Annotated in this window: 21 protein-coding genes and 1 riboswitch; of the genes, 3 read left to right on the forward strand and 18 right to left on the reverse strand. The window is 27.8% G+C overall.

Going from position 1 to position 22288, the window contains the following annotated elements; all coding sequences use genetic code 11:
• Positions 1 to 341 precede the first annotated feature (341 nt).
• The 15 genes from IC213_RS16805 to IC213_RS16875 form a co-directional block, all read right to left on the reverse strand.
• A complete protein-coding gene (locus tag IC213_RS16805) occupies positions 342 to 1970 on the reverse strand; it encodes a Na/Pi cotransporter family protein (RefSeq protein ID WP_227435832.1) in 1629 nt (542 codons plus the stop codon).
• Positions 1971 to 2093: 123 nt separating this feature from the next.
• Positions 2094 to 3698, reverse strand: a complete 1605-nt coding sequence (locus IC213_RS16810; RefSeq protein ID WP_227835072.1) for an NAD(P)/FAD-dependent oxidoreductase — start codon at positions 3696 to 3698, stop codon at positions 2094 to 2096.
• A gap of 47 nt (positions 3699 to 3745) precedes the next feature.
• The gene (locus IC213_RS16815; protein ID WP_227435827.1) at positions 3746 to 4063 is read right to left on the reverse strand and encodes a hypothetical protein; all 318 of its coding nucleotides are present in this window, start codon (positions 4061 to 4063) and stop codon (positions 3746 to 3748) included.
• 4 nt (positions 4064 to 4067) lie between these two features.
• A complete protein-coding gene (locus IC213_RS16820) occupies positions 4068 to 4433 on the reverse strand; it encodes a hypothetical protein (RefSeq protein ID WP_227435824.1) in 366 nt (121 codons plus the stop codon).
• An 80-nt stretch (positions 4434 to 4513) separates the two neighbouring features.
• Positions 4514 to 5554, reverse strand: a complete 1041-nt coding sequence (locus tag IC213_RS16825) for a YecA family protein (protein ID WP_227481852.1) — start codon at positions 5552 to 5554, stop codon at positions 4514 to 4516.
• A gap of 252 nt (positions 5555 to 5806) precedes the next feature.
• Positions 5807 to 6391, reverse strand: a complete 585-nt coding sequence (locus IC213_RS16830) for a hypothetical protein (protein ID WP_227481851.1) — start codon at positions 6389 to 6391, stop codon at positions 5807 to 5809.
• A 14-nt stretch (positions 6392 to 6405) separates the two neighbouring features.
• Positions 6406 to 6849, reverse strand: coding sequence for a hypothetical protein (locus IC213_RS16835; protein ID WP_227835070.1), 444 nt, complete (start codon positions 6847 to 6849; stop codon positions 6406 to 6408).
• Entirely contained in the window at positions 6850 to 7722 is an 873-nt protein-coding gene (locus IC213_RS16840) for a pilus assembly protein PilM (RefSeq protein WP_227835069.1), read from the reverse strand. It lies immediately after the preceding gene.
• A gap of 261 nt (positions 7723 to 7983) precedes the next feature.
• Positions 7984 to 8334, reverse strand: coding sequence for a type II secretion system protein (locus tag IC213_RS16845; RefSeq protein ID WP_227863292.1), 351 nt, complete (start codon positions 8332 to 8334; stop codon positions 7984 to 7986).
• Positions 8335 to 8386: 52 nt separating this feature from the next.
• Complete coding sequence (locus IC213_RS16850) at positions 8387 to 9472, reverse strand: type II secretion system F family protein (RefSeq protein WP_227835068.1); 1086 nt, start codon at positions 9470 to 9472, stop codon at positions 8387 to 8389.
• Positions 9473 to 9623: 151 nt separating this feature from the next.
• The gene (locus IC213_RS16855; RefSeq protein ID WP_227835067.1) at positions 9624 to 11003 is read right to left on the reverse strand and encodes a GspE/PulE family protein; all 1380 of its coding nucleotides are present in this window, start codon (positions 11001 to 11003) and stop codon (positions 9624 to 9626) included.
• The gene (locus tag IC213_RS16860; protein ID WP_227435794.1) at positions 10996 to 11676 is read right to left on the reverse strand and encodes a DUF881 domain-containing protein; all 681 of its coding nucleotides are present in this window, start codon (positions 11674 to 11676) and stop codon (positions 10996 to 10998) included. Before IC213_RS16860 ends, IC213_RS16855 begins: the two co-directional genes overlap by 8 nt.
• Before the next feature lie 421 nt (positions 11677 to 12097).
• Positions 12098 to 12514 (reverse strand): SRPBCC family protein, encoded by a 417-nt coding sequence (locus tag IC213_RS16865; RefSeq protein ID WP_227481846.1) that lies wholly within the window; start codon positions 12512 to 12514, stop codon positions 12098 to 12100.
• Positions 12511 to 13398 carry an AraC family transcriptional regulator gene (locus IC213_RS16870; RefSeq protein ID WP_227481845.1) on the reverse strand — a complete coding sequence of 296 codons (888 nt, stop codon included), beginning with the start codon at positions 13396 to 13398 and terminating at the stop codon, positions 12511 to 12513. The genes IC213_RS16865 and IC213_RS16870 overlap by 4 nt, the downstream gene beginning before the upstream one ends.
• 169 nt (positions 13399 to 13567) lie before the next feature.
• Entirely contained in the window at positions 13568 to 14647 is a 1080-nt protein-coding gene (locus tag IC213_RS16875) for an ATP-binding protein (RefSeq protein WP_227481844.1), read from the reverse strand.
• Positions 14648 to 14923: 276 nt separating this feature from the next.
• Positions 14924 to 15039: riboswitch (FMN riboswitch) on the forward strand.
• 186 nt (positions 15040 to 15225) lie between these two features.
• Here IC213_RS16875 and IC213_RS16880 point away from each other — a divergent pair.
• The gene (locus IC213_RS16880) at positions 15226 to 16596 is read left to right on the forward strand and encodes an MFS transporter (protein ID WP_227835066.1); all 1371 of its coding nucleotides are present in this window, start codon (positions 15226 to 15228) and stop codon (positions 16594 to 16596) included.
• A 205-nt stretch (positions 16597 to 16801) separates the two neighbouring features.
• On the opposite strand, the gene yihA is transcribed toward IC213_RS16880, so the two are convergent.
• Positions 16802 to 17413, reverse strand: a complete 612-nt coding sequence (gene yihA / locus IC213_RS16885) for a ribosome biogenesis GTP-binding protein YihA/YsxC (protein WP_227435760.1) — start codon at positions 17411 to 17413, stop codon at positions 16802 to 16804.
• Complete coding sequence (lon, locus tag IC213_RS16890) at positions 17403 to 19766, reverse strand: endopeptidase La (protein WP_227435758.1); 2364 nt, start codon at positions 19764 to 19766, stop codon at positions 17403 to 17405. Before lon ends, yihA begins: the two co-directional genes overlap by 11 nt.
• Before the next feature lie 171 nt (positions 19767 to 19937).
• Between lon and IC213_RS16895 the strand changes: the two genes are divergently transcribed.
• Entirely contained in the window at positions 19938 to 20450 is a 513-nt protein-coding gene (locus IC213_RS16895; RefSeq protein ID WP_227435756.1) for a chromate transporter, read from the forward strand.
• The gene (locus IC213_RS16900; protein WP_227435754.1) at positions 20438 to 20968 is read left to right on the forward strand and encodes a chromate transporter; all 531 of its coding nucleotides are present in this window, start codon (positions 20438 to 20440) and stop codon (positions 20966 to 20968) included. Before IC213_RS16895 ends, IC213_RS16900 begins: the two co-directional genes overlap by 13 nt.
• Positions 20969 to 21028: 60 nt before the next feature.
• On the opposite strand, the gene clpX is transcribed toward IC213_RS16900, so the two are convergent.
• Positions 21029 to 22279: an ATP-dependent Clp protease ATP-binding subunit ClpX gene (clpX, locus tag IC213_RS16905; protein ID WP_227435752.1), complete on the reverse strand. Its 1251-nt coding sequence runs from the start codon at positions 22277 to 22279 to the stop codon at positions 21029 to 21031.
• Positions 22280 to 22288: the final 9 nt, after the last annotated feature.

Here is a 22288-nt window from a genome sequence, read left to right on the forward strand (position 1 = left end):
ACTAGTAGGAAATTTACTAGACTATAGTCAAAAAGAACTATTTAAAACTATGAGATTTAAATCAGTAACACAAATTGGTGGAAATGGAAATGAAAATTCATTTAAACAAATTAAAGAAATAGCTTAACATTTTGATTATAAAATATACAGTGTTATAAACAAATGGTATCGCCATTAGACATTGAAACAATTATTCTTTATGATGATTCATTAAGAATAATTAGCCTAAATTTTAAAGGAGTTGAACTTAAAATTTGATTAGAAAAAATCAATTTTAAGACAACTCCTTCTTTTTTGTTCATTATCTATTTTAATTCTTACTTTATTTTAAATTACCATTTTTAATCAGTTCCCAATCTCTTAGCTATAACTTGTTGTGCTATATTAACAGCGTGGTCAGATATTCTTTCTAGATTACTTATTACATCTAAATAAATAACTCCATTTTCTATACTACATAAATTGTTATTCAATCTATACATATGATTAGCTCTACAAGATTTCTCCATTATATCAACTTGCTCTTCAATTTTTATAACCTTACAAGCTAAATCCACATCATCAGTTCTCATTGACTCTAAAGCATAAGTATAAGCTGAAACAACTTTATTGTACATAATATCAAGTTCAGCTTGTCCTTCTTCAGAGAAAGAAATATTTGAATCTATTGCAACTTGAGATAATTCAGCTATATTTTTAGCATGGTCACCAATTCTTTCTATATCATTAACTGTATTAAATAAGGTGTCTACAACTTCTCTAGAATTATCATCTAAAGGCGCCTTTGAAAGTTTAAGCAAGTAATTTAAGATAGCTTTTTGTAAATCATTTATTAGTTTTTCACGTCTGTATGTCTTATCTATTTTTTCAGTTGAATGTTCTACTAACGCTTCCATAGATGCATTTAAGCTTTCCTTAGCTTTTTCTCCCATACGAAGTGCTTCTTTTATCGTATTGGCAAGAGCTATGGAAGGAGTTTCTATCATTCTATCATCTATATATTTAATAGTCTTAGCTTCATCTTCATCTGCATCACCAGCTTTATCAGGAACAAGCTTAATGGCTAGTTTTATGATAACCTTTGTAAATGGTAGAAGTATTAAGACGGATATAATATTAAACAATGTGTGTGTATTAGCTATTTGTCTTGCAACATTACTTGGGTCCCAACTTGTAACTAAATTTACAATTGGTTTATTCAACAACAATAAGAATATTACTGTTCCCAAAACATTGAAGATTAAATGCATCATAGCTGCTCTTCGTGCATTTTTATTAGCACCAATACTTGATAGCAATGAAGTTACACATGTACCAATGTTTTGACCATAAAGAATTGGTAATGCTGCTGCTAGTGGTATTAAACCTTCTGCTGCTAATGCAACCAACATACCCATAGATGCACTTGAACTCTGTATTATTGCTGTAATACCAAATCCTAATAATAGTCCAAGTAGCGGATAATTACCAAATGTAACAAGTAAATCCGTGAACCCTTGATAGTCCTTTAATGGTTCAACTGCCATTTTCATAAAATCCATACCTGTAAATAATATCCCAAAACCTATAAGTATCTCGGCTATATTTTTTATTCTAGGTTTATTTCCAAATAAATAAAGTATAATACCTATACCTAATGCTACTGGAGCCATTCCAGCTAAATCAAAAGATACTAATTGGGCTGTAACAGTAGTACCTATATTAGCACCCATTATAACCCCTATTGCTTGTTTTAAAGTCATTATGCCTGCATTTACGAAACCAACAACCATTACAGTAGTAGCACTTGAACTTTGTATTACTGCTGTAACTCCTGTACCTACTAAAACTCCCATAAATAGATTACTAGTAAGTAATTTTATTATCTTTTTTAATTTTGTCCCAGCAGATTTTTGCAGACCTTCTCCCATAAGGTTCATACCATATAAGAACAGCCCTAATCCACCCATTAGACTTATTATAATGTTCAAATTATTTCCTCCTTGTAAAGAGATTACTATATTTAAAAATTTTATAACCTATTGTATTTTATCAAATTATAGGAGTAGTAATGTTAAATTCATGTTAAATATTAAAAATTCATTAAGTTTCTGTTAAATTTTTGTGTTATTAGCATATTTTTGTATTATTTTTTCTGAACATTTTATACCATCTACTGCTGCTGTGACTATTCCACCTGCATATCCAGCACCTTCACCACAAGGATATAAATTTTTAATACTTATTGACTCCAAACTGTTTTCATCTCTTACTATTCTTATTGGTGATGATGACCTAGTTTCTACACCTGTTAAAACTGCATCATGCATTGCAAATCCATTTAATTTTTTATCAAGAGATATAAATGCTTCTCTCATAGTTTCTACCACAAAACTAGGCAAACATTCATTCAAATTTGTAAGCTTGTATCCAGGTTTGTATGATGGTTCAACACTTCCTAAATTTTCAGAAGTCTTATTATTAATAAAATCTCCAACAAGTTGAACTGGCGCATTGTAATTTTTACCACCTAATTCAAAAGCTAATTTCTCATATTTTTGCTGAAAATGAACCCCTGCTAGTGGATTATCACTATCAAAATCTTCTGGAAGTACATTTACTAGAAATGCACTATTAGCATTTGTTTTATCTCTTGCATGTTCACTCATTCCATTTGTAACTATTTCAAAATCATTTGATGCAGATGCTATGACACTGCCTCCTGGACACATACAAAAAGTATATGCTGTTCTTCCATTTGAGACATGTTCTATAAGTCTATAATCAGCAGCTCCTAGTCGAGGGTGATTATAAAATTCCTTATACTGTGCTTTATTTATCAAGTCTTGAGGATGTTCAATTCTAGCTCCTATTGCAAATGGTTTCTGAATTATTTTTACACCTCTTGAATGCAACATCTCATAAGTATCTCTTGCACTATGCCCAACAGCTAATATGACTGCATCTGTATCTATTTTTTCACTATCATTTACAATTACAGATTGTATAGAATTATTTAATACAACTATATCTGTAACTTTTGAATCAAATTTAACTTGTCCACCTAGATTTATTATTTCATTTCTTATATTTTTAACTACACTTTTTAATATATCTGTACCAACATGTGGCTTATGTGAATATAATATTTCATCTGGTGCTCCAAACTGAACTAATTCTTCTAGCACTTTTCTACATCGTATATCTTTTATTCTAGTTGTGAGTTTCCCATCTGAAAAAGTTCCTGCTCCACCTTCTCCAAATTGAACATTTGAATTATTTTTAAACTTTCTAGTCGTCCAAAAATTACTTATATCCTTGGTTCTACTATCAACATCAAGACCTCTTTCAAGTATAATTGGTTCATAACCCATTTGAGCCAAAATAAGCCCTGCAAATAGACCAGCTGGTCCACTTCCAATTACTAAAGGTCTATTATTCAATTTTTTATGACCCATAGCTACATTCACATATTTTATATCTTTTATTTTTGTTACATCTTTTATTTTTGAGTTTAGTATTTTACTTTCATCTCTAACTTCTACATCTACAGAATAAACAAATTCCATCTTCCCTTTTTTTCTAGCATCTATAGATTCTTTATATATACTATATTTTATTAAGTTTTTTTCTTTTATTCTTAATTTCTTAAGTACAATATCTTTTAATAAAGATATATCTTTATCGATTCCAAGTTTTATATTAGATACCCTTAACATATTGTTTTCCTCTCTTAGATTATAATATAAAAAAGCTAGGGTTACTCCTAGCTTTCTACAAATATAACTTCTATATTCTCTTTTACTAGATTTTCTACCCAAATTTCGTCTAGCACAAATTTCTTTATTTTGTCTACAATAAGTTCTTTATCCAAATCTTTTTTTAGATTTTTTACTAAAACCATTGCTTCAACTGATTTATTCAATCTTTCAACGTATAAAGAATTAACTTTAATTAATATAACCCTTAATTCACATATATATAAATCTTCACTACCTAAAGTGATTTCATCATCGTATTTATATACACTAAATTCATATATGTTTTCATATGGTGTTATATTTTCTATACCAATAAACTCCATTAACTTATCCTCTTTTAGTTATAAGGCCTCTTATAACTTTCATGTTATTAAATACCTTTTCTAAGAAGTTTTCTGCTTCTTCATTATCCAAAAGATTTATTTCAAGATTTTCATTTTCTACAATATTTTTAGATTTGCAGTACTCCTTAGCAACTTCTACTAGTTCATTTTTTCTATCCATAGATAAATCGAACTCTTTATAGTCTATTATTATATATTGTTTAGTATCAGGTGATACACCGTTATTATATCCTATTTCTATATGATAAATAACTGCATATATTTCTTCTCCATCGTATACAGGTACTGCTGGGTTAGATTTTATAAAGTTTGTTGATACAGCAATTGCATTTCCTAAACTAAGACTCATTATTAATACCTCTTTCTACACATTATACATATATTATACTATAGATTCTTTATCTATGACTTAAAGCTTTTTATAATTAATTAAGATATTTTTAAATCTTTGTATCTTTTTCCTAATGTACTAGAGCTTATATCATATTTTTTTGATATTTGCACTTGAGTTATAGGTTGTCCTGCTTCTTTCTTAACATAGTACTCAACAGCAGCTGCCCAACCACTTTCAGCTCCTTTTATATTTTCATGACTTTTCTTATATTCATTCCAGAACTCTATACATGCATCTATATTTTCTTTTTCCACATTTTCTTTAAGAGTATCTAAAACTTTACATTCTACTTCAGCTAATTCACCTTCTAAATTAACTTTTTTACTATCATTTTTATCTCTTTCTCTTTTTAAATATTCGGCTATACTTGGGTCTAAAAGCTGTTGTATATATTTATATAATACATGTGTATGATAAATTAAGAACGTCTTCATATCTTTATATAGGTCTTTATATTGATTAAATAAATTCATAACATCATTTAAAATTATATCTTTAACTTCATTTGATATACTTATAGTTACATCTATTAATATATTAGTTCCTTCAACATCAATTATTCTAGCTATCATACAGCTTCCGATTTTAAAGCTTCTTAGAAGTTTTACATCTTCTGTGTAAAGTTCTTTCCCACTTAAACAATCTCTTAAAACTATTTTTCCTGTAGAAATTTCTTTTACTTCGTAAATGCTTACATAGGATTCAAACAAACTTTTTAATATTGAAATTTCTGATTGACTTAGGTTTGCACCATTCTCTTCAAGAAATCCAACCGTCATGACCTTTTTATTTTCCATTATGTGGTCTTGTATTAAATACGTATTAAAAAATCTTTCGAACTTTTCATTTACAGTATCATTTTGCATTATATAAAACATTTCTTTAGCTTTTTCACATTCATCTTTGAATCTATCCTGTCTTGAATAATCATATAATTTTGAATATAAATCTGTATATTGCTTTTGTGAAAGTTCAGTTTTTCTGCTTGCTCTTTCTGAAACAATATCTTTATTTAAACAACATTTCTTGTATTTTTTGCCACTTCCACAAGGGCATAGCTCATTTCTCCCTAACAATATGACTTCCACTCCCTTATTATTAAATTAAAGTACAATTTGTTATTATACCATTTTTTTATCAATCAATCTATAGTATAAGCAAATATTATCTCAAATTTACTTATATTTTGGTATAATATATTCACTTTAATTAGGATTTCGATAAAATCATTAACAATCCCTCTTACAGAAATGGATTATCGTAAAACTAATTCTTCTATAAAGTTTTATGAACTGATAATAGTTTTTTACTTTATCTATTCTTTTTTGTTATGTGACTCTAATTGTCATTTTACATTCTACAAGATTGTTTTTTTCTTGTTTATATTCGTTTGAAATGTTTTTGGCCTCAAGATTACTTGTTTTTAATTTATTAATTTCTATTTTTTCAATTTTATTATGTAACCTTAAGTTCTTCATTACACCTTCAAGTTTCAACACATTTTCAAGTTCTCCATTAACTTTTACTTCTAAATTAGTTTGTTTTTTACTGTAGTTGTCTAAGCTACTTTCTTGATTGATGTATTCCACATTTACAATATCTCTCAATTCATTTTCTACTAATAATACTATATCTTTATTTGTTTTTTTATCTAAAAATGAGTTATTAAAATTATTTTTTAATTTTGTATTACTATCTAATTCAACATTTTTTACATATCTATCATCTTTGTACCCATTACCTTTAATTTTGTAATTATCTTGTCGTTTTATTTCATTCACTATATTTTGTTTTTCTTTCTTCAAATTAGTTAGGTTCTCTTCTAGAGGTCTGGACATTACATTAACTACTAATACAATAATTAATATTAGCAATATTTTCATCAGATTTTTTTCTCTCTTATTTAATTTCAAAATTAATCACCTGTCTAACTTTTTATTCTAAATTTATAACATTCTCCATCTCTTATAATGCTGTCTATATAGTAATATTTTATGTAATTTATTTTTTTTAAATTATCTAAAATATCTAGATTATCACATACTCCTTCCATCTCCATTTTGTTTTTATCTATAGATATTTTAGTAATGTTATCTGTTCCAACTGTTTCATATATTTTTTTAATTTCATCAAGCTTTATTCTAGAAAACTTTTCTTTTGTTTTTTCCAGATTTGGTACAGTATATTTAGACTCATTTATGGGTTTATTGTGACTTATATAATTTTCTAATTCATTTATAGATTTCATATACATAAACATTTTTAATGAAACACATATTAAAATTGATATTATCGTTATTTTATAGATTTTATTATATTGCTTAGTTTCTTTAAATCCATTTAAAAAATTTATTGTTTTATAAGCTTTCATTTAAATAATCATTCCTATACTGCTTATATAAATTATACTAGTATCTCTTAAGCCCTTATCAAAATTATTTTCCACCCTTACTTTCTTTTTTAATCTCAATGGATTTACTTCAGCAATTTTTTCTGTATCTTTAAAATACTCTTCTATAAAACAATTTTCTATACCATAATAATAAACATATTTAAATCTACTTATTATTTTTTTTACTGAGTCATAGGATTTTATTTCTTTTGACAACAGATATGTTTCTTCTATTTTCTTATTTTTTGTTATGTTTATAATAAATTGATTTTTTTTGCATTCTATAAACACTCCATCTTCTATAAAATTATCTATTAAATTTAAACTTATAAGTTTTTGTAGTATATCAAAATTTATGTTTATCGCTTTTGGGTTCATATTTAGACTTTCTGAAATGATTTTAATTACTTTGATAATATTTTTAGGAAAAAGAATTACTTGTATATTTAACTTATCCTTACTAGAGTTTATAATTTTATATTTTATTGAATAGTTATTTATATTTATTGGAATATATTGTGTTATCTCAAATTCTATCATGTTTAATATGTCTCTTTTTTTCTTAGTATTCAATATCTCAATATTTCTAATAACTATGTCTTGAGTTTGAATATTAAAGTACAAATTTTTGTATGATTTTTTTATATTATTTATTTCATCTTTTACTAATTTTACTACATTTTCTACATATCCAGTTTTTTCAATCTCATCAATATCACTTTTAATATTAAAGCTAACTTCTTTTATAATAGATTTATCTATAAATATTTTTTTATAGTTTTTTCTTAAAAGTACAACCCTTATATAATCGTCATTTATTTCTAAAGTTAAAAATTTTTTAATTATAACCATCTCCTCCTTAGGTGATAATAGCTTTTAAATTTTACACAGTATATTTGATTTTTACAAAGCCTATACAGTATTTATATAGCCATATTTTAATTATATAAATACTTAATCTTTTATTTATGCATATATTAACTTTAAATAATCAATACCTATTTAAATCATTTAATTATGTTTTGAATTAAACTTAATATATCTACAATTCATTATAATTTAATACTAAAAATATCTTTATAATTTGACACTAAAAACGTATAAAAACAAATATTATCTCGGATAAAATTGTTTTGAGTTTACATTTACACTTATATCTGTACCATTATCACTTATAACAAGTTCAAACTTACCTGATGTACTTTGAGGAACTGGAACTGTACTTAGATAACCTTTTTCTTTAAGTGATTCTACACTTATAGATTCAACTATATTTTCATCATCATTAATAGCCATACTCGCTGCGGTTACTATATTAGCTGCGTTTGTATAATCAGCATTTATCTTAGCACTTTCTTGGACCTTACCATATTTAACTAATGCTATACTAGATATGACGCCTAAAATTGTTACTACTACAATCATCTCAACAAGTGTAAATCCTTTTCGTTTTTTATTTATCAATTAAATTTTCGCTCCTTTTTAAAAGTTTTATTTAGTAAAATTTATTTTTATATTAGAAACTAGTAATTGCATCAAACATTGGAATAACCATTGATAAAACAAAAACTCCAACAATCAATCCCATGAATACAATTATTACAGGCTCTACAAATTTCATTATCTGCTCTATTTTATTATTTAATTCATTTTCATAAAATCTGTTTATTACATCTAGACTCTTATCGAGTTTTCCACTTTCTTCACCTGTATTTGCCATTGAAACAAATAACTTAGGAAATATATTTGCTAGATTCAAAGACTTACCTATACTATTTCCTTTTTTTATATAATTATTAGAAATCTTTAGTCTTTCATAAATGAATTCATTATCTATGACACTTGCTGACATCTCTATTGCATCCACTATTTGTATCCCACTACTAAGTAAAATAGATAATGCCCTTGAAAATCTAGTTGTAGCTATTAATTGATTAACTCCTTTTAAAAAAGGTATTTTGAACTTAAATAAATTAATTAATTTCTTTAGTTTATTATTTATTATAAAAAAATAAATAGTTACTATTGAAATCAATATAAGACTAAATATTAAATAACCTAGATGATTTGTAACTATTATAGAAATTCCTATTAAAACCTTAGTTATGAAAGGTGGTTCAATTCCATTACTGGCAAAAACCACCTGAAAATTTGGTATCACAAATATAAAGATAAATACTATTGATATTACAGATAATATGATAAGTATTATTGGATAGATTAAAATAGTTATTATTTTTGTTTTTAATTTATATTCTTTATCGTAATAATTAGATAAATCGCTCATTATTATATCTAAGTTTCCGCTGGTTTCACCCGCTTTTATCATACTTATAAAAAATTTAGAAAATGTTCCTGTGATTTGAAATGATTCTGCTATGGAATTCCCCTTTTGAATATGATTTGATACTGTATTAAACAAACTTTTTACTTTTTTACTAGATTGTCCTTCAATAACTTGAAATATCTTTGTAATTTCACATCCAGATTCTAGTAAAATACCTATTTCTTTGCAAATTATTCTAAGCTCTTTATCACGAATCTTGTTTAAGAGTAAATGAATCTTGTCTAAATTATAAAATATATTTTTAGATAATTTCATGTATTATAATTCCTTCCAAATTATATTAATTACAATTAAATAATCTCGATATTTTCTAATTTAATATGTTAATTTTATTTTATCTAGATATGATTTACAATCGAGAATTTTTATTAAAATCGATTGTATGAAGTTTGATTACACTGTTTAATTAAATTATTTCGTTTACTACTAAACATTCTTCTAATGTTGTTATTTTTTCATTTATTAGCCTTTGGCAGCTATCTTCAAATGTTATCATTCCATTTTTTTGTGCTACTTCTTTAACAATACTAGAATCCTTCATATCCCTTATACATGTTTTTATATCATCATTGATTTCTAGAATTTCATAAATTGCTGTTCTACCAAAATAACCTTTGTCATTGCATTTTTCACAGCCTACAGCTACTTTAGTATTTACATCTCCACTAAAATCATCTTTTATCATAATCTCATGACTACAATGATTACAAACCTTTCTAACTAGTTTTTGAGATATTACACCTATAAGAGATGCATTTAAAAGATATGGTGGGATTTGCATTTCCAATAGTCTAGCTATAGAAGATACTGCATCATTAGTATGCAAAGTGCTTATAACTAAATGGCCTGTTATAGCGGCTCTTACTGCTATCTTAGCTGTTTCTGCATCTCTGATTTCTCCAACCATTATTATATCTGGGTCTTGTCTTAATATAGCTTTAAGACCTACGTCAAAACTCAACCCTACTTTTGAATTTACTTGTATTTGACTTATTCCATCCATCTTGTATTCTACTGGATTTTCTATAGTCATTATATTTTTGTTTATCCCTCTTAAATCATTTAATAAGGAATATACTGTAGTAGTCTTTCCACTCCCTGTAGGCCCTGTTACTAATAATATTCCGGCTCTTTTACTTATTATACGATTTATAGAATTTATCGCTTCTTCTGAAAATCCAAGTTCTGATTTATCTTTTAAAAAAGTATCTCTATTAAGGATTCTCAAAACAATTTTTTCACCATATACAGTTGGGATTGATGAAACTCTAATGTCAATTAAGCTATCATCTAGCTTTATGTCTACTCTTCCATCTTGAGGAAGTCTTTTTTCTGTTATGTCCATTGAAGCTTTTAATTTAACAACTGTAGCTAATGCTGGATAAACATCTATTAAAAATTTTGATATTTCTTTTAACTCTCCATCAACTCTCATTCTAACTATCAAATGCTCTTTAAATGGTTCTATATGTATATCACTTGCGTTCTCTTTTATAGCTTTCTCTATAAGATTTTCAAATAATTTTTTTGCATAATTTTCATCAAGTTCAAAGCTATTGTAATATTTTTCTATCTTCTCACTTATAAGTTCTCTTCTTTCTTTTTTTAATATAATTTCTTTCCCTGTTGCTAGTCTCAAGTCTTGTAGTGCATATATGTCTTCATCTTCTATTTCTACTACTAGATTATCATCTTGAAATTCCACTGGAAATACATTATATTTTTTTGCAAGTTTTTCTGGTATTAACATTGGTAAACTGCTTTCCTCTAATATAATCTTACTCACCCTTTATATACTTTAATTTATTAGGTATTTTTAGTTTTTTCATAGAGATATTTTCTTCAGCTTTTATACTAACTTTCATTGGATAAGTACTTTGTATACTATCTAAATATTTACTACCTTTATCTACGTAACTAGATAGTTTATCTTTATCACCAATACATTTTATTTCATAGGGTTGTGCCACTGGAACTCCATTTATATTTATATGGCTACCTGCAAGTACAACTTCTGAGTACTGATTAATTCTTTGACCATTTATTTCTATGTATTTTCCTCCATTTGCTTTTAATTCATTTATGACTTTCACAAGGATTTTATTGTAGTCTATGCTATTGGCAATGTTTCCTGTTTTTTCATCTATGGCATCTATACTTAATACTATTCCGCTACCATTTACATCTGAATATGAAAGACTCTCCCTAAGACTTTCTATTTTAGAGATTTCATCAGAATTCTTTTGATTTTTCTTCATTGAATTAATTTCTTTATCTAATTTATCTTTCTCTTTTGCCAGTTCTTTTATAGATTTTCTTGTTATTCTTATTTCTTTTCTTATTGACTTATCCTTACTTGTATAAACTGTTTCTTCATTGCTATAATCTCTAAATATGGTTCCAACAAGCATACCTAAAATAGTACTTGCTAGTATTATAAACACATATTGTTTTTTCATACTGTATTACTCCTTACAAATTTATTTTTATATGATAATTTTCTTTAATTAAATATTAAACATTTACATATGCTTATTATATCAGAGTTATATGTTAAAATTCATCTTTAGTATATAATATCATACATTATACTTATGCCCCTACCCTACTAACATCGAATATATGGGTACATTGGATTTTGCTGTAGAAGAAAAAAATAACTTAAGTCGCCTTAAAAATAGTTTTTTCTATTTCCAATTTTTAAATATAATAAAATTAATGCTTTAGAAAATGTAATTGTAAATATAAATCTATTAAAATCTAAAATAGAAAAAGGAAATGAGTTTTTACTAGTTCATTTCCTTTTTATTTATAAATTAAAATATTTCTCCAATATAATTTAATTATAATAAATCTATATGTATACAAAGTATTAATATTTTACATCTCATTTAATTTTCTTTTTAAGTCTTCAACATATTGCATTTGTATTTTTTTTAAGTTCATAAAGAGATAAGATAAAATTTTTATAATAGGATTTTTAACATATATATTTTCTATAAACACTATTTTAGTTTTTTCATTCTCTTCAAAAAATTCACCTTGCCAATTACCATAGAAAAATTTATTTTCCATGTTAAATTTATAAAGCTTATTTTTAGTTTTTTCTGTAACAGTAAATTTTGTACTGTTTCCATCCTTATTGTACTCAATAAAAGTACTTCCATCATCGAATACTTCAATTTTACTTATATCACTTCTCCATTTATAATCACGATTGTCTGTAACTATATTCCAAACTGTTTCCACATCTGCATTAAAATAAGCTGTTATCTCAGATACTCTACATTTTTTCATAAACTCCTCCTATTTTTTATTGGAACCCAAATTTCACTAACATAATCATCTTTATTACTATCTCCTTCAAGGTAAAGTTCAAAATTGAAATCAGCAACTGGTTCATAGCTAGAGCATTGGAAAAACTCACTATATATTTTTACCCATAAGTTTTGAATAGAATTTGGCATGGCACCTGTACACTTAAAAATAGCCCACTTATGAGAAGGTATTTTAAATAAGGTAAATTTATCATTTTTAGGTTTTTCATCTGTCTCAACAGCTGCATAATAATTAAATAATTGTTTGTTTTGTGAAACTGCCATTTCATCTATTCCTAAAATCCCACCTTTTGTAATAGTGTTTTCTTTTACATAAGAAATTAGTTCTCTATACAAACTACTCTTAAACAAGTCTTGCCAAAACCTTGGTATTTGTTTTCTAAATACATCTTCATCTTTCGAAAATTGTTTTTTTAAAGCAATTACTGAAAATTCTCCCTCATCGACAATTTTGTAATCTAAAATATTTCCTCCATCTAAAGATATTTTTAATGTTATCTTGCTAAATGATTTTAGGCTTGAATTTCCTTTTCTAGCAATAGATGGCGTTATTCCATGAAATCTAACAAAGGCTTTAGTAAAGCTTTCTGCTGTTTCGTAACCATATTTAAAAGCTATGTCTATGATTTTACTATTTGAAGTAGTTAATTCAAGCCCAGCTAGTGTTAATCGTCTATTCCTAATATATTCACCAACAGATATACCTACTAATACACTAAACATTCGTTGATAATAAAACACTGACATATTTGTATACCTTGCTAAATATTCATAATCTAACTTTTCTAAAATATTTTCTTCAATATAATCAATAGATTGTTGTAATCCATCTAGCCATTTCATATGTACCCCCATATTTTATAATAAATTTTCTAAATTTTCTTGTCTTTTTGTGCAAAGATTTATCTGTTTAAATTATAGCAAAAAACAGCAGACTGCCATAGCTTCAAAGCCATAGCAGTTTGCTGTTGATTATATATACTAGTTAATATTAATTTTAAACAGACATACTTTATATATTTTCCTCATATTTTGAGATTCTCTTAACTAATTCATCTCTCAATTTTCCTACTTCATCAAATCTCATATTCGGACTATAGTAACTTTCTATAATATCATGTTTTGATTTAGCTCTCTTAAGATTTAAAATTGACCAACAAATTAAGTCATCTAAAACTTTCTCATCAAATTTAATATCTTCTTCGTATTTAAGTAATTTTTCTCTATTTAAAAATTGATTCAAATCAATTGTATCTTCATCTTTAAAAGTACTGCTTATAGTTATTCCTATATCTAAATCAGTTAATAATATAGTTTCAATTTTTTCAGGAATAAGCGGATAGTGATAAACTTCTACATTCAAACCTTTCTCAATTGCTTTTTTGTACACTTTACTCAAAAGTGTAGTTTTCCCAGAGCCTATTTCCCCTGATAAATAATAAACCTTCCCTACATCCTTTAAAATATGTTCTGTATAATCTAAGCATCCTACAGGAGTTATCCCTGAGCCAAATAAATGCTTTTCTTTCTTTAACTTTCCTGTACTATCTACTCCATCAAATAATCTTTTTATGAATTCTTCTGTAACTAAATTTACTTTTCCATAGTCCATACAGTCAGAATATTTTTCCTCGATATCTCTAAAAATTGGCTCTGCTGATTTTAAAAATTTAAATGCTCTTTTAAAAGCATTACTAATATCTTTATCATAGTTTGAAATTTCTTGTCTATTTTTTTCTAACTCCTCTGTATTCCAGTAATCTCCTAAATTAATTATTTCGTCCAAAGCACCTGGGAGTTTAGGGTCTACAGTATGTGGAGCAGTTGCATCCATAAGTACCACGCCTAGTTTCTTTATAACTACACCATCCAACGAACTTGGGTCAGAAGGGCAATGATATAATTCAATATCATATCCTCTATGCAAAAACTCTTTATAAATTTTTTTCATTAGTGAGGATTTTCCTACTCCAGGTCCACCCTTTAAACAAAAAACTCTTTTTACATTTTCCGGAATTATATAGTCAAAAAAAGAATATGAGCCTTGTGATGTGTTTCCACCTGGAAATGCCTTTTTTATCTTTCCTTCCATATTAGCGCCTCCTCATAATTTACCATACCTCTTAATTAAGATATTAATATTATACGAGTTTTGTTACAGCTTTATGCTTTTACTAAATATAAAACTTATCATTCAGCAATGACAATAACTTATTTTACTTAATTTCAATCTATTATTATACTCTAATTTAGGTTTTGTCCAAAAGTATAATAAAACCTTCTATATTGTGGTGTAGCTGTCTGTATTGCTTAAATCTAATTGTCTCGATTGTTATTTTATGTTAAAATAAAATTAAAAAATACATCTGTTTTTCTTCAGAAATGGGTGAAATTCCCTATCGGCGGTAAAAGCCCGCGAGCCTTATGGCAGAATTTGGTCAAATTCCAAAGCCGACAGTAAAATCTGGATGGTAGAAGAAAATAGTATACGAGTACCTTTATGTAATTTTACATGAGTAATCTATACAAATCCTTCAACTACCGCATTTATTCATGAAAATAAACATATTCTAAGGTACCTAAAACATAGGTGCTTTTTTGTTGTTTATTTTGTAACTATACTGTACTTATAAAACAAAATCTACTATGTAAAAGATTGGGGTGTTATCAGTGAAACAAAAATGGATAGTATTAATTATCATCTGTATTGGTGTATTTATGTCTACTCTTGATGGAAGTATACTAAATATCGCAAATCCTACAATTGCTGCCGACTTTAAAATTAATATGTCGCAAATCCAATGGGTAGTTACAGCTTATATGTTGGTTGTAACAGCTACTATGTTGTTTTTTGGGAAACTTGGCGATAAGGTGGGTTCAAATTATCTATATACGTTAGGATTTTTTGTATTTACAATAGGTTCCTTTCTATGTAGTATATCTAATAACCTAACAACATTGATTTTATCAAGAATATTTCAAGCAATTGGAGCAAGTATTTTAATGGCAACTGGACTTGGTATAGTTTCTAATGCATTTCCAGCAAATGAGAAGGGAAAGGCTATAGGAATTACTGGAGCAGTAGTTGGGATAGGGAATATGAGTGGTCCTGTAATTGGTGGAATACTTTTAGAGCACTTTGGATGGCCTTCTATCTTCATAATCAATATACCTATTGGTATTATAGCAGTTTTTCTTGGAATAAAATTTCTACCAAAACCTATTTTAGATGAACAAAACAAAAGTTTCGATATTCCAGGACTTCTATTATTTGCATCTTGTACCACACTTATCTTACTTGCAATGAATGGAGAAGGAAATACAAAATGGTATCTAGGAATAGTAGCAATTATAGCATTTTTAATGTTGGTATTAAGAGAAGTAAAATTTGAACAAAGTTTTATTGATTTACCTTTGTTTAAAAATAGAAATTTCACTATAGGCAATATTATTGGAATAGCTTGTTATTTTCCTCAAATGGCAGTATCTTTTCTACTTCCTTTTTATCTAGAGCAACTAAAAAATTTATCTCCTATGATGGCTGGTTCTGTCATGACTGTTCATCCACTTATTATGGTACTTATAGCACCTATTTCCGGTTCTCTTTCTGACAAACATGGTGCAAAAAATATTCTGACTGTATCTTTTTCATTTATGACTATTGCTCTGGTTGGAATGGCACTTTTAAAAGCTGATTCTCCATTATATCTTTTGATTCTATGCTTAATTATTTTTGGCTTTGGATTAGGTTCTTTTAGTTCACCAAACAATAGTAGTATCTTGGCAGACGTTCCTCCTCAAAAACAAGGATATGGGGGAAGTTTTCTTGCAACTGTTCGTAATTTGTCATTTGCTCTTGGAACAGCCTTTTTCAGTAGTTTCTTTGCACAAAGACTTACATATCATCAAAAGTCTACAAGTCATACACTAGCTTATGTTGCGGCTAGTAATCAATCTTACTGGATTGCAGCATCAGTATGCTTTATAGGACTCATACTTACCGTTTGCTTTATGAGAAAGACAGAAAAATCTACTTCTTAGTCAAAATTCATTACTAATTATATAAGTCAGTAAATCTTTAAACAAACTAATTTACACTAATTTTATTAATTTTATTAATTTTATTAATTTCTAACAATAATTACCGATATTTATTGCTTATAAACAACAAGGATGCCACAAAATTTCCCTTAAAAACATTTTGAGGCATCCTTTATTTGATTTTAATATATATAAACACTTAAAATTAATCTACTGTTATTTCATATCCATGTTGATTGTATTGACTTACAATTTCTTCCCAAAGTTCTTCAACACCAGTCTTTTTTAGCGAAGAAACAGGAATTACTTTTTCACTACTCTCCATTTGCAATTTCTTTCTTATAATACTTATATGCTTTTGATATTGTCCTCTAGATATTTTGTCTGCCTTAGTTGCAATAACTACACAGTTATATCCAAAATGTTTTATCCATTCGTACATAAGTTTATCGTCTGCTGTAGGTTCATGTCTAATATCTACAAGTAGGAATATAGAACATAATTCTTGTCTACTTTCTAGATATCGTTCCATTATACCTCCCCATTTTTCTTTTTCAGATTTGGCTATTTTAGCATACCCATATCCTGGAAGGTCTACAAAATAAAATTCGTTATTTATAAGATAAAAATTTATAGTTCTAGTTTTTCCTGGTGTTTGACTAGTTCTAGCAAAGTTTCTTCTATTAAGTAATGTATTTATTATTGATGATTTTCCAACATTTGACCTACCAGCCAGAGCTATCTCTGGGATACCTTCTGCTGGATACTGTGATTTATTCACAGCACTCATAGTTATCTCTGAACTTCTAATTTTCATTTTTTTCACCACTCTTTAATAAAGCTTGTTCTAATACTTCATCCATATGCTCTACAAGTACAAACTCCATCTTTTCTTTTACATTTTCTGGTATCTCATCTAAATCAGCTTCACACTCTTTAGGAATTAGAACTTTTGTTATGCCAGCTCTATGAGCTGCTAATAGTTTTTCCTTAACTCCTCCTACAGCTAACACTCTACCTCTTAAAGTTATTTCTCCTGTCATAGCTATATTACCTGGTACAGGTCTCTTAGTAAGTGCTGAAATCACTGCAAGTGCCATAGTTATACCAGCTGATGGTCCATCTTTTGGAACAGCACCTTCTGGAATGTGTATATGAATATCATTAGTTTTATAAAAATCAGGGTCTATATCAAACTTGTCCACTATTGATCTTATATAAGAAATACCTGTCTTAGCAGATTCTTTCATAACATCTCCTAGTTTTCCAGTTAATACAATTTCACCCTTTCCTTTAAGCACATTTACCTCTACTTCAAGGGTAACTCCACCAACTGCTGTCCATGCAAGTCCATTTACAAGCCCTATTTGAGGATTAAGCTCTGCAAGTTGGTATTTAAACATATCTTTTCCAAGATATTTTTCTAAGTCAGACTTATTTACAACAACTTCTTCAAGTGTTGGGTCCTCAACATATTTTTTGGCAATTTTTCTACAAACTTTACCAATAGTTCTTTCTAATGTTCTTACTCCAGCTTCTCTTGTATAATGATTTATTATGCTTCTTAAAGTTTCATCATCCATTTTTACAAAATTCTCTTTTAAAGCATGCTCTTTAATTTGTTTTGGAAGTAAGTATTGTTTTGCTATATTTAACTTTTCTTCTTCTATATATCCAGATACTTCTATTACTTCCATTCTATCCAATAATGGTCTTGGAATATTGCTTAAACTGTTTGCTGTTGTAACAAATAGTATCTTTGATAAATCAAAAGGTATTTCTAAATAGTGGTCCACAAAATCCTTATTTTGCTCTGGGTCCAATACTTCCAGCATAGCTGAAGCTGGGTCACCTTTATAATCTGCTGCCATTTTATCTATCTCATCAAATAAAAACACAGGATTTTTAGTCTGAGCTTCTTTGACTCCATTAATTATTCTTCCTGGAATAGAACCTACATAAGTCCTTCTGTGTCCTCTTATTTCGGCTTCATCTCTAACGCCACCTAAAGATATTCTTACAAATTTTCTATTTAATGCTCTTGCTATTGATTTGACTATAGATGTTTTCCCTGTCCCTGGAGGTCCAACTAGACATATTATAGGACCTTTAAGTGATTTAGCAAGAGTTCTTATGGCTAAATATTCTAATATTCTTTCTTTAACCTTCTCCAGCCCGTAATGGTCCTCATCTAGTATAGCTTGTGCTTTAACTATATCTAGTTTATCCTTTGTTTCTTTATTCCATGGTAATGAGAATATAGTATCCAAATAATTTCTACTTACAGATACATCTGGAGACATTGAAGATATCTTTGAAAATTTATCAATTTCTTTTTCTATTTTCTCTTTAGTAGTTTTAGGTGCTTTTATTTTTTTAAGCTTTTCTCTATACTCATCTGCTTCAGAATTTATGTCTTCTTCCTCACCTAATTCCTTTTGTATAGCTTTTAATTGCTCTCTAAGATAGTATTCCTTTTGAACTTTATTCATTTGTTTTTTAACTCTTAAAGTTATCTTTTTTTCTATTTTTAATATATCTATCTCTTCTAGTAATATAGAATATATAAGTTCAAGTCTTTTCTTAATATCAAATTCTTCTAATATTTCTTGTTTCTGACTTGATTTTAGATAAATATTTGCAGCTATTGTATCTATAAATCTATCTACATCTTCTATATCAGCTAAAGATATCAATATTTCTGGTGATACTCTATTTCCAATATTTATATACTCTTCAAAAGCATCAAATACATTTCTTACAAATGCTTCAATTTCAACTTCTGTTTCACTATCTAAATTATCACTATCAAAAACAATTTCTTCTATTACTGCTCTAAAGTATCCTTCTTCTTGCTCTATTTTTTTAACTCTACCTCTTGATACACCCTCAACCAAAACACGAACTGTATCTCCTGGTAATTTTATCATTTGTTTAACTTTACAAATTGTTCCTACATGATAAAAATCCTCTTCACCTGGTTCATCAACATCTGCTTCTTTTTGAGATGTTAAAAATATAAGTTCTTCATCCATCATAGCTTGGTCTAAAGCTTTAAGAGATATTTCTCTTCCTATATCAAAATTTAATATCATATATGGAAATATTGCTAATCCCCTCAAAGGGATTAATGGTAATTCATGATCTATTTTAGTATAATTTTGTTCCATCAACATTACTCCTTTTCTAGTTTAATTATTTTGCATTTTATATTATATATTTGCACATGTTAATTTTCAACATTAACAATAACTTCTTGGCATATTATATTATTATTTTATTATGATATAATATTAATGTTAGTATACTTAGATGTTATTTATCATTTGGAGGTTTCTATTATGTTGAAATTGTTTTTAACCTTTTTAAAAATTGGTGCGTTTACATTTGGTGGTGGATACGCTATGGTTCCTCTTATACAAGATGAACTTGTAAACAAACAAAAACTTTTAGAGCAGGAAGAATTTATCGATTATCTATCCATAGCTCAAAGTTATCCTGGAGTACTAGCAATTAATATATCTGTATTATTAGGATATAAGCTTTATGGTATACCAGGAGTTCTTATATGTACCCTAGGCTCTGCTCTACCGTCATTTTGTATAGTCTTAGTATTGTCATATTTATACTTTAAAAATTCCTCATCTAAAATTCTAGATGGATTTTTTAAAGGAGTTGCGCCTGTAGTAATAGCTCTTATATTGTATTCTTTTACAAGCATGTTTAAGAAACTGCCAAAGTCTAAAACTAACATACTACTATTAATTATAGCAGTTTTATCTGTTGGTGTATTCAATATAAGTCCTATTTATTTAATAATTGGAGGAGGTGTATATAGTCTATGTCAGAAATAACACTACTCTTCTTAATATTCCTTAAAATAGGAGCCTTTAGTTTTGGTGGTGGTTATGCTATGCTACCATTTATTCAACAAGAATTTATATCTAAATACCACCTTATAACTAATCAAGAGTTCTTAGATTTACTTGCTATATCACAATCTACGCCAGGTCCTGTAGCAATAAATAGTGCTACATTTGTTGGATTTAAGACTGCTGGTTTTTTTGGTTCTTTATCTGCAACTATCGGTGTTACAGTATTTGCATTAGTAGGTTTAACCATTATATCAAAGTTATTTGCTAAGTTCAAAAATAATAAAAAGGTAGAGAATTTATTAATGGTACTTAGACCAATTACTCTAGGTTTTATACTGTCAGCCGCTTTTTCATCTGCAAAAGAAGTTAATTGGGACTTATATGGAATAATCGCATTTGCAGCATCATTCTATCTTCTATATAAGGGAAAAATTGGCTCTATTGCAATTGTATTCGTCTTTGGTATTATAGGTATTCTACTCACATTTTTATCATAATAATACCTAATTTCATATTAGCATAAAAAAAGGAGCCTTTTAAAGCTCCTTTTCATCATCTTATGCACTTTCCTCTTGATCCTTAAGTACTATGATAGGATTTACTGAGTCTTCGTTCACAGATTTCTCTGTTACTATAACCTTCTTTATATTATCTCTAGATGGTACTTCAAACATAGTTTCCATCATTACACTTTCAACTATACTTCTAAGTCCTCTAGCTCCTGTATTTCTTTCTATAGCCTTTTTAGCTATTGCACGAAGAGCATCATCTTCAAATTCTAGTTCAACATCATCTAACTCTAATAATTTCTTATATTGTTTTACTAGAGCATTTTTAGGTTGTTGTAGTATTTGCATTAGTGCATCTTCATCCAGCAATTCTAAAGTAGCTAAAACTGGTATTCTTCCTATAAATTCAGGTATTATACCATACTTTAATAAATCCTCTGGAAGTACTTTTTCATATAACTTCCCTAAATCTAATTCTTTTTTACTTTCTATCTTAGCTCCAAATCCTAGTGTCTTATCTCCACCACGTTTTTGGATTATCTTTTCTAGCCCATCAAAAGCTCCACCTAATATAAATAATACATTTGTAGTATCTATCTTTAAAAATTCTTGATGAGGATGTTTTCTTCCTCCTTGTGGTGGGACATTTGCAACAGTACCTTCTAATATTTTTAAAAGAGCTTGTTGAACACCCTCTCCACTAACATCTCTAGTTATAGATGGATTTTCAGATTTTCTTGCAATCTTATCTATCTCATCTATATATATTATACCTCTTTCAGCTTTTTCTATATCAAAATCAGCAGCTTGAATAAGTTTTAAAAGTATATTTTCAACATCTTCTCCAACATATCCAGCCTCAGTTAGTGATGTAGCATCTGCCATTGCAAAAGGTACATTTAAAGTTCTAGCTAAAGTCTGTGCTAATAATGTCTTACCAGAACCTGTAGGCCCTAATAAAAGTATATTACTCTTTTGGATTTCTATATCCTTGCTACTAGACTTTTTACTATATATTCTCTTGTAATGATTGTAAACTGCAACTGATAAAGCTTTTTTAGCTTTTTCTTGACCTATTACATAATCATTTAAGATATTCATCATTTCTTTTGGTTTTGGTAAAGATGTAGTATCTTCATCTATAGTATCTTCTATTTCTTCTTGAATAATTTCGTCACAAAGTTCAACACACTCATCACAAATGTATACATTTGGACCTGCAATTAATCTTCTTACTTGATCTTGATTTTTACCGCAGAATGAACACTTTAATTGTCGTTTCTCTTCGTATTTAGACATATTAACACC

The sequence above is a fragment of the Clostridioides sp. ES-S-0049-02 genome (genome assembly GCF_020658465.1).
GTDB lineage: Bacteria > Bacillota > Clostridia > Peptostreptococcales > Peptostreptococcaceae > Clostridioides.